7 protein-coding genes are annotated in these 8,970 nt (G+C 57.9%); all 7 read right to left on the bottom strand.

Annotation, left to right across the window (positions count from 1 at the left end; translation table 11 throughout):
* Nucleotides 1–485: 485 nt before the first annotated feature.
* Nucleotides 486–3,419: a TIGR00180 family glycosyltransferase gene (locus KDX30_RS26740; protein ID WP_231677967.1), complete on the bottom strand. Its 2,934-nt coding sequence runs from the start codon at nt 3,417–3,419 to the stop codon at nt 486–488.
* Nucleotides 3,420–3,473: 54 nt separating this feature from the next.
* Nucleotides 3,474–4,208, bottom strand: a complete 735-nt coding sequence (locus KDX30_RS26735; RefSeq protein ID WP_231677966.1) for a cephalosporin hydroxylase family protein — start codon at nt 4,206–4,208, stop codon at nt 3,474–3,476.
* Between the two features lie 108 nt (nt 4,209–4,316).
* The gene (locus tag KDX30_RS26730) at nt 4,317–5,177 is read right to left on the bottom strand and encodes an NAD-dependent epimerase/dehydratase family protein (protein WP_231677968.1); all 861 of its coding nucleotides are present in this window, start codon (nt 5,175–5,177) and stop codon (nt 4,317–4,319) included.
* A gap of 5 nt (nt 5,178–5,182) precedes the next feature.
* Nucleotides 5,183–6,409 carry a class I SAM-dependent methyltransferase gene (locus KDX30_RS26725; RefSeq protein ID WP_231677965.1) on the bottom strand — a complete coding sequence of 409 codons (1,227 nt, stop codon included), beginning with the start codon at nt 6,407–6,409 and terminating at the stop codon, nt 5,183–5,185.
* Nucleotides 6,406–6,966: a dTDP-4-dehydrorhamnose 3,5-epimerase family protein gene (locus KDX30_RS26720; protein ID WP_231677964.1), complete on the bottom strand. Its 561-nt coding sequence runs from the start codon at nt 6,964–6,966 to the stop codon at nt 6,406–6,408. Before KDX30_RS26720 ends, KDX30_RS26725 begins: the two co-directional genes overlap by 4 nt.
* On the bottom strand, nt 6,963–8,045 hold the full coding sequence (gene rfbG / locus KDX30_RS26715) for a CDP-glucose 4,6-dehydratase (RefSeq protein WP_231673531.1): 1,083 nt from the start codon (nt 8,043–8,045) through the stop codon (nt 6,963–6,965). The genes KDX30_RS26720 and rfbG overlap by 4 nt, the downstream gene beginning before the upstream one ends.
* A complete protein-coding gene (gene rfbF / locus KDX30_RS26710) occupies nt 8,027–8,800 on the bottom strand; it encodes a glucose-1-phosphate cytidylyltransferase (protein ID WP_231673530.1) in 774 nt (257 codons plus the stop codon). The genes rfbG and rfbF overlap by 19 nt, the downstream gene beginning before the upstream one ends.
* Nucleotides 8,801–8,970: the final 170 nt, after the last annotated feature.

Below are 8,970 nucleotides of genomic sequence, written 5' to 3'. Positions count from 1 at the left end.
CGGTATATCTGACATACTGCGGCGCCTGAATCGCGGGCAAGCCACGCTCCCACAAAGTCCGTGCTGGTCGGAGCAGAGGTAGCAAGTTCACACAAACAGGTCGGCTGTCAGGCCGCCGAGCTTTTGATTTTGATCTGAGGCGCCCCGTTAAACCACGCTGGCCGAACGCAGATTCTGGAGCGTGGGTAAACCGGCAAGGATGCCGGTTTAGCCGCACCGGGCCATAGATGGCCCATTGCGGCGGCCCACGGTTCAGTATCTGCGGGCGGGCATCCCGAGCCTAGGCGAGGGACCGAGTGGTGGGGCAAGAGCGTTTTGCTTACTTTTGTCTGGGCCGGCTTCCGGATGTTCAAAAGTGAGGCGCTGTAAAAGCGCAACCAATAGAAGCCATGACTACGGTAACGGATATGTACACCGAAGTGCGAGCAAACCAAGAAACATAAACGCCCCCACAAACATCGCAAGGGCGTCAGGACTCAGCAGAACTAAACGAACAACTGCGACCAGTTCACACCGCTCGGCTCACCCAGTGTGAACCCCTCCCCCGTCAACGACAGGTTCTTGTTATAAGCCTGATCATGCTCGAATTGCCCAGCCCACTTGCCCTTCAAAGCAGCCAAAGCCTGCGGCGCGTCCGGCAGAACACCCGAATGACAGATATGAGCCTGCGGCGTCCATACCGTCATGAAACCCAGCTGGCCAATGTTCAGGCACAGATCGACATCACTGAAGGCCTGCGCGAAATCACTTTCGTCAAAGCCACCCGCCTCATCAAACAGTTCCTTACGCACCATCAGACACGCCGCCGAAACGGCCGAGTAGTTTTGCGTCAACTGCAGACGACGCATATAACCCGCTTCCTCCGAGTCCAGGCCAACAAACGGCGAGCCCACACCGCCATTCAAGCCCAGGATCAAACCAGCCTGAGTGATCTTGCCCTCTGCGTCCGTCAGCCTTGCACCCACCACACCGACCTCGGGACGCTGAGCCTGGTTGAGCAGGTTGCCTATCCAGTTCGGACCGACCACCTCACCGTCGGCCGCCAGCCACAACAGGTACTCGCCGCGAGCCTGAGCAGCCATGACATTGCACGACGCAGAAGGACTGAGTCCCGCCTCGACTTCAAGCACCCGCACCCGGCCGCCAGGCTGCTCCAACTGACCCAGCCATTCCAGCATTTGCGGTGCCATGCCTTGATGACTGGCCAGCAGCACTTCAAAACGCAGATAGCGAGTGCGTTGCAGGATACTGACCACGCAACGCTGGAGAGGCTCAAGCTCGACCTCGCCGTGCAGGATGACGCTTACCAGTGGACGCTCGGTATGGCGATAGTCGATGTGATGGATACCATTGGTTTCGCACGTGATCTGCGCTTTATAGCCACGAGCACTCAAATGACGACTCAATGCCAGTCGCTCCTGAGTATTTTCAGTAGTCGAAGGCGTATTACAAATCAACAACGGCTCATCGAGATGAGCCAGCCAGCCCAGGCCGCCTTGCTGGATAATTCTCAACAGCAGATCGAATTCCAGGGCCTCGGTGAATTCAGCGGAGTAACCACCGGCCTCGATCAGCACATCACGACGTACCAGCCAGTGGCGCGCCATCAAAGATGGAATGCTTTGCAGCAAATCCAGGTTGAAGCCTGGCCGGAAAACATCACGCAACGCCCCGGTTGCCTGACGATGAATCTCGTCTGCGCAGACGGCGCGGCACTCCGGAGCAGCCAGCAACTCCAGGCCAGCTACCAGCAAGCCCGCAGCCGTGAACTGGTCACCGGCCTCTGCGAGCATCAGCCAGTCCGTGGATAGCTGGCGAGCAATCTGGTTGAGTTTCTCGACATAGTTGCTCTGGGTAACTTTGACGAAATGCAGCGTGCTGCCGAACGTCGTCGCACTCGGCGGCTCATCCGTGGTGAACACCACCACCTTGAAGCCCTTGTAGAGACCTTCGACCAGACTGTCGAGGGTGGTCTGCAATTTGTGTATGTCGTTGTCTAGGTTGAGCACCAGCAGACCAAACTGCGGCGGCGTGCCTTTAGTCCCAAGATAGCGGCCTATCGCACCCTGCTCCTCAGTGCTTGGAGTACGTGCTGCCAACCAGTTCAGCAAACGACCGGATTGCATGCCGGCGAACGTCTTCTGGCTATCATATTCATGAAGCGAATCAAGACGCTCGGCCCAGGCCCGCATCTTGCCCGCCTCGTCATGCTCCTGATTAAGCTCAAGCTGGTGCGCCAGTTCTTTGACTACCCGACGGTTAAAAGCGTTGAGTTGCATTGCATCCCAAAGGCGGGGAATTAGCGTCTCGGCCGTATCGGTGGCACGAGCGGTTAATAGCTCTTCCTGCAGGGACCATGCACCTTCCAGCCTCTCGAGCTGAATGCGCGCGGCAGGCATCGCATGCAGGAAAAACTCGATTTCGGTGAGTTGGTCAAAAAATGCCTGGTTGTAATAGGGCATTTCCACGTACTGCATAGGACCAAAACGACGCTCCGGGCCCACCTCGGGAACGTTCCAGGTAGATTCGAAAATCACCTCGATCGTCAGCGAGCGGCGGGCCATCAGACATTCGCCCATCGCGGTAAAGCCGTCCACCACCACCTGGCGGCGCTGCTCTACGCTGAGGTCCTTCATGCCCGTCGGAAGCGATGCACAGAAATCAATAAACGCTTCACGCTCCCTGACCGATTGCTCATCAGTAAACAGCAGGGAGTGGGAGACTTCTGTATTGTGTTCGGAGCTGCCGATGTTGACCTCCCGAACGACATACGGTGCATTTAGCACTCGAGCCTTGGCCGAGGCGACCAGGAAATACGTGTGACCAATTTCCTGCCACTGCAGCGTGGTGTTTTCAGGCAGTACTGCGTACCACTCCTGCAACAGCGAAGTGCGAGTAACCGCGTAGAACGGCGGCACGAATTGCCCCATGAACTCAACAACACGCTCGTGAGGCAGATCCGAACCGTAGTCTTCCTGGATCTTCTTGTCGCGACGGAAGTATTTGACCGATTTGCCCAGGGATGCATACATCAGGCAATAGCCGTGGCACATGCCGTAGTCAGGGTTGTCTTCCAGGAAGTCCACCGAAGCCTGCAAGGTGTCGTGCAGGATGAAATCGTCATCCGAGACGAACACCATATAAGGCGTGGTGACCAGCGGAACACCGTAGACCAGTTTGGTCTGCATGCCCCAGTAACCGAACTGCGGCAAGTGCTGATAGTCGATGTTGGCGACCGTCTGCGTCGGCAGATCAGTGGTTTCCTCTGCAGACGAGTCCAGTACCAGAATCCTGCAAGGCAGCGTCTGATAGTAGCGCAACGCCCGACGCAGAAAAGCCGGTCGATTATGACTGATGACCACCAGTGTAAGCAGTTCATTCAACGGCGGGCGATGGCTGGAAAGGTGCTGGCCTTGCATAAATAGTCCCCGTGCAACAGGCGATAAAGGATTCAATGACTTCGCGTTCAACGATCAGCGAACACGGCGCAGATAGCCGTCCATCGCCACGGTGATCAGCAATTTGTTGTGAATCGACTCATCGATCACAAAATCGGAGTTTTCCTTGAGGTAGGCCCATACGGCGGTCTTCGGGTTGTCGCCCTTGCCCCATGGGCGATCCGGGAACGCGTCTTCGGGCATGTCTTCCACCACCGTATCCATCACCACGCAATAGCTGTCCACGGAAACCAATGGGGAATAGAGGCGCAACTCTTCAAGCACGTGCTCGTGAGTGTGATTGGAGTCCAGGACCACGATGACTTTCTTGCCCGCCGCGATAGCGCGCACTTGCTCGGCAGTTGCCGGATCAATGCTGGACGCCTCGATCATCTTGATACGCTTGCTCATCGGGTGGCTTTCAATGGCCTCGCGGTTGTGCGGACGAATATCCCGGTCAATCCCCAAGACTTCGCCGTGCCCCTGCAGCTCAAGCAGGGAAGCGTAATAGATGATGGAGCCGCCATGAGCGATGCCGCACTCGATCACCAGATCCGGCTTGATGCGCCAGATCAGTTCCTGCATCGCCATCATGTCTTGAGGCAACTGAATGATCGGGCGACCCATCCAGGAAAAGTGATAGGTGTATTTGTGCCGGGCCGACTCGTTGTAGAACTCTTGGGCAAGGGCCTTGAGCTTATGGTCCTGGCCTTGGTCGTTAACTTGCTCTTCGCATTCACGCTGGAATACTTGCAGTGCTGTATCAGTCATTTTGCTGTTCTCGATAAAGATGAGTTGAACCAGTGGCCAGAGGCCTTGCGAGAAAAATCCTGCCAATGTGCCGACGCGAGTCGGTGCGCATGGTGGCGCTCAATAGCGTCAAGCTTCCTGCCGCCCTTCACTCAAGAGTCCCAGCAATCGCTTGTTGTCACCCCAGAACGCCATGGGTTCGTGGGGGGAATAACCGTAATGCCCCAGATTCAAATGCAACGAGGCCCCTCTCTCCCGCAACCGCTGCTCGACCAGCGCTCGAACCGAGATCGGCTGACCGCTGGCGCAATTGACGATGCCCGAGAAATCCCGTCGGTGCAGCACGCCGACAAGATGGTTGGCAACCACTTCAATGGCCAGATAGTCCCGCAACTGGTCACCCGCCGACATGTTGAAAGAGCTGTCACCGGCATCAATCGCTCGGTCGAGGCTGGCCAGCAGACTGTTGCTGTTTTGGCCATCGCCGTGCAGATAAAACAGACGAACCCATTGCAGTGTGAAAGCCTGCTGCCGCTGCAAGCTTTCCAGAAACAGACGCAAGGTGTTTTTAGCCAGGCCGTATGGATTGCCCGGTTGAGCCACAGCGTTCTCATCCAGGGCACCGCTTTGCATGCCGTACTCGAAGCAGGTGCCCGTCACCATCACCTGACCGACACCGGCCTCAACGACAGCTTTGATAAAGCGGTAGTCGGCGAACAGGTTCTGCTCAAAATGAAACAACCCCTGGTAGTTAGGCAGGCCTGGCCACGCCAGGTGCACGAGGGCATCGATACCCTCGGTCAGCGCCGCCACATCCAGATCATCAGCGTGAATATCCGCGCTGACGAACTCAACGTCGTCTATCCACGGCATGCTTTGTGCGACCTGAGCATTGCGGGCAACGGCGCGGACCCGGCAGCCTTTGTTCAGCAAAGCGCTGACCAGATGGCGACCGACAAATCCTGTGGCTCCGGTGACCAGTACATGCAAGCCCGTCACAGTACTTTCAACTCAGGAATGGCCACGACAAAGCGCCCTCCCCAACAGCTCACGCCCGCGAACTGCCCGGTGATTTCATCGATAAGGTTCCAGGGCAGCACTAACACGTAATCAGGCTTTTCCAGCGCGATACGCTCAGGCGCGACCACCGGAATGCGACTGCCCGGCAAGAACTTGCCTTGCTTATGGGGGCTGGCGTCAGCGACCCACGCCAACAGATCGGGCTTGATACCGGCGTAGTTGAGTAACGTGTTGCCCTTGGCAGCCGCGCCGTAGCCGACCACGCGTTTGCCATCGGCCTTGGCCTGCAGCAGAAAGCGCAGCAACTCATGCTTGATACGCTCGGCAGCCGGAGCGAGGCTGGCGTAGAACCGGTCAGTTTTAACCCCAGCACTTAACTCGGCCTCAAGTACACGCTGCACGGCAGGCAACTGTTCATGTTGTCCACCGTCAGCGCGCTGCACGAAGACCCGAAGCGAGCCGCCATGAGTGGGCAGTTCGCTGACGTCGAACACGCTCAGACCATTACGCTCGCACAGGGTCTGTACCGCAGTGAGCGAGAGGTAGGAATAGTGCTCGTGATACAACGTGTCGAATTGCGCGCCTGCCATTAACGTCAGCAGATGAGGAAACTCGAAAGTCGCCACCCCGCCGGGCTTGAGCAAGGTAGCGAAACCGCTCAGGAAATCATTGATGTCCGGTACATGTGCCAACACATTGTTGGCGGCCATCAAATCTGCCGCCCAGCCCTGCTCCAGCAACTGCGAGGCGCTCTCACGGCCAAAAAACAGCTCGCGAATATCCAGACCTTTGGCCCGCGCCGCCTGCGCTGTGCTTTGGGTCGGCTCGACACCCAGGCAGGCAATCCCGCGCCGGGCTACATACTGCAACAGGTAACCGTCGTTGGCCGCGACTTCCACGACCCGGCTCTGCTCATTCAAGCCAAAACGCTCGACCATGGTCGCCACGTAGTGCTCGGCATGCTCCAGCCAGGTACGGGAAAAAGAACTGAAGTAAGCGTAATCAGCATCAAACAGGCTGTCGGCCCGCGTGTAGTCCTCGGTCTGCACCAGCCAGCAGGACTGGCAGACCTGAACTTTCAGGGGCACCCACTGCTCCGCGCTGTCCAGTTGCTCTGCCCGCAGGTAGGCATTGGAAGGCGGCGAAGTCCCCAGATCAATCAGTGGCAGACTCAAGCCCTTACCGCACCCACGGCAATTCATAAACGCACTCCGGCGAATTGGGCATCCAGCAAGGGATGCGAAAGATCTCTTTCCGACAGATTTTTGACGGGCAACGGCCAGGGAATACTCAGGCGTGGGTCATACACGCTGAGCCCACCTTCGTGACCCGGCGTGTAATCAGCGCTGTGCAAATACAGTAATTCGGCGTCATCGGTCATGGCCTGAAAGCCATGGGCGAAACCCGCCGGCAGCAGCAGGCTGCGACCGTCACCAGCGCGCAGGTATTCGGCATGCCAGTGCAGGAAGGTCACCGAATCGGGACGCAGATCCACCGCAACATCCCAGACTTCCCCCCGCAGACAGCTGATCAGCTTGGCTTCCGGCAGGCTCGCATTCTGATAATGCAGGCCGCGCACAGTCCCTTGTTCGCGAGTACAGGAGTGATTGATCTGACGGATATGAAAAGGCTGGCCAAACTGGCTCAGGCTGCCTTCGCAAAACAGTCTGGAGAAATGCCCGCGCTCATCGGCATGGTATTTATGTTGAACGCTGAACAACCCGCCCAGCGGCAACGCATGCAACATGAACTCGCTCAATGCGACCCCCGATACAGATTCAATTGAGTGAGGGTCACCTCACGCATGTCTTTGCCAGCCTTCCACGCCAGGTGCCAGTCCAGCGTCTGCTCCAGGCATTGCTGCAACGACCAGCGAGGTTTCCAGCCCAGCATCTGCCGGGCACGGCTGCTGTCCAGGCGCAAGAGACCGGCTTCATGCAGATCACTGGGCTCGATACGCAAGCCGGGGGCTTGAGGCCAGCGACGGGCAAGCAGTTCGACCACTTCGCCCACGCTGCACATGTCTGCTTCACCAGGACCAAAGTTCCAGGCACCGGCAAACTCCGGGCCTTGCTGATACAACCCGGCCGCCAACAACAGATAACCGGCCAGCGGCTCCAGCGCGTGCTGCCAGGGTCGGACTGCCTGCGGGTAGCGCAGGGTTACCGGCTCACTGGCAGACCAGGCCTTGAGTACATCGGGAATCAGGCGCTCCGGTGCAAAATCGCCACCGCCCAGCACGTTACCGGCCCGGGCAGTGGCCAGCGCCAGGCCGTGCTCGGCGTAACGGTCTGCCGGAAAAAACGAAGCCGCATAAGACTGGGCAAGCAACTCGCAACAGGCCTTGCTGCTGCTGTACGGATCATGCCCGCCCAAAGGCTCGTCCTCGCGATAGGGCCAGAGCCATTCCTGATTGGCGTAAACCTTGTCGGTGGTCACCAGCACGCAAGCACGCACACCGCCGACCTGGCGGATGGCTTCGAGCACGTTGAGCGTGCCCATGACATTGCTTGAATAGGTCCCCAGCGGATCGCGATACCCTTCACGCACCAGCGGTTGCGCAGCGAGATGCAGAACGATTTCCGGCTGGGTCTCGGCGATGATTTCCAGCAGAGCACCCAGATCACGCAGATCGCCGCGCTGGTCATTGATGCCCTCGGCAACTCCGGCCAGCTCGAACAGGCTTGGCTCGGTGCCAGGCTCAAGGGCAAAGCCCGTAACGCTGGCGCCCATACTTTTCAGCCACAAAGCCAGCCAACTGCCTTTGAACCCCGTGTGACCGGTCAACAGAACGCGCTTGCCGCTCCAGAACTGCGAACTCAGCCCCACTGCTTCCATGGGGCCTCCCCGCTCTGCCACAGTTGCTCCAGGTAGTTCTTGTCACGCAGGGTGTCCATGGGGTGCCAGAAACCATCGTGCTGGAAAGCCTTCAATTCGCCACGCGCGGCGAGGCCCATCAGGGGTTCGGCTTCCCAGGTAGTATCGTCCCCAGGGATCAGCGGCAATACTTTGGGTGACAACACAAAGAAGCCACCGTTGATCCAGCCGCCATCACCGCGAGGCTTTTCAGAAAAACCGAGCACCAGGTCGCCATCGCGCTCCAGCGCGCCATAACGTCCTGGCGGCTGAACGGCAGTGACTGTCGCGAGCTTCTTGTGAGAGAGATGAAAGTCCACCAAGGCGCTGATATTTAGATCGGAAACACCGTCGCCGTAGGTAAAGCAGAAGGCTTCTTCGTTTTCCAGATAGCGGCCAGCACGACGCAAGCGACCACCGGTCATGGTCTCTTCACCGGTATCGATCAGGGTCACGCGCCAGGGTTCGCTGTAGTTCTGATGAACGTCCATGCGGTTGTTGCACATGTCGAAGGTGACATCAGAGGTGTGCAGGAAGTAGTTGGCGAAGAAATCCTTGATCGCGTAGCCCTTGTAGCCCAGGCAAATCACGAAGTCGTTGATGCCGTGAGCGGAGTACTGCTTCATGATGTGCCAGAGAATTGGCTTGCCGCCGATTTCGATCATCGGCTTGGGCTTGAGATGTGACTCTTCGCTGATCCTTGTACCCAGCCCACCGGCCAGAATTACTGCCTTCATCTCATCCCCTCTTCCACTTCACAGTGCCCCCGTCGAGCTTTCCGGGGCTTTGCAAACCATTTGGACAAACCGTCACCGCTACCTGGATAGCGCTCATCGGCTGGCGCAAATACACGTTTTATGACGATATAAAGGGGAATATGCAGGAAGCGCGCCAGCCTGGATTGCCC

This window comes from Pseudomonas quasicaspiana, assembly GCF_021147825.1.
Lineage (GTDB): Bacteria > Pseudomonadota > Gammaproteobacteria > Pseudomonadales > Pseudomonadaceae > Aquipseudomonas > Aquipseudomonas quasicaspiana.
The sequence above is the reverse complement of the archived record's forward strand: the minus strand, read 5'-3'. Positions and strand labels throughout refer to the sequence as shown.

Bases quoted from the DNA above. Each gene is read 5' to 3' on its own strand.
- KDX30_RS26740 (WP_231677967.1), bottom strand. From the start codon at position 3,419: ATGCAAGGCCAGCACCTTTCCAGCCATCGCCCGCCGTTGAATGAACTG.
- KDX30_RS26735 (WP_231677966.1), bottom strand. From the start codon at position 4,208: ATGACTGATACAGCACTGCAAGTATTCCAGCGTGAATGCGAAGAGCAA.
- KDX30_RS26725 (WP_231677965.1), bottom strand. From the start codon at position 6,409: ATGAATTGCCGTGGGTGCGGTAAGGGCTTGAGTCTGCCACTGATTGAT.
- rfbG (WP_231673531.1), bottom strand. From the start codon at position 8,045: ATGGAAGCAGTGGGGCTGAGTTCGCAGTTCTGGAGCGGCAAGCGCGTT.
- rfbF (WP_231673530.1), bottom strand. From the start codon at position 8,800: ATGAAGGCAGTAATTCTGGCCGGTGGGCTGGGTACAAGGATCAGCGAA.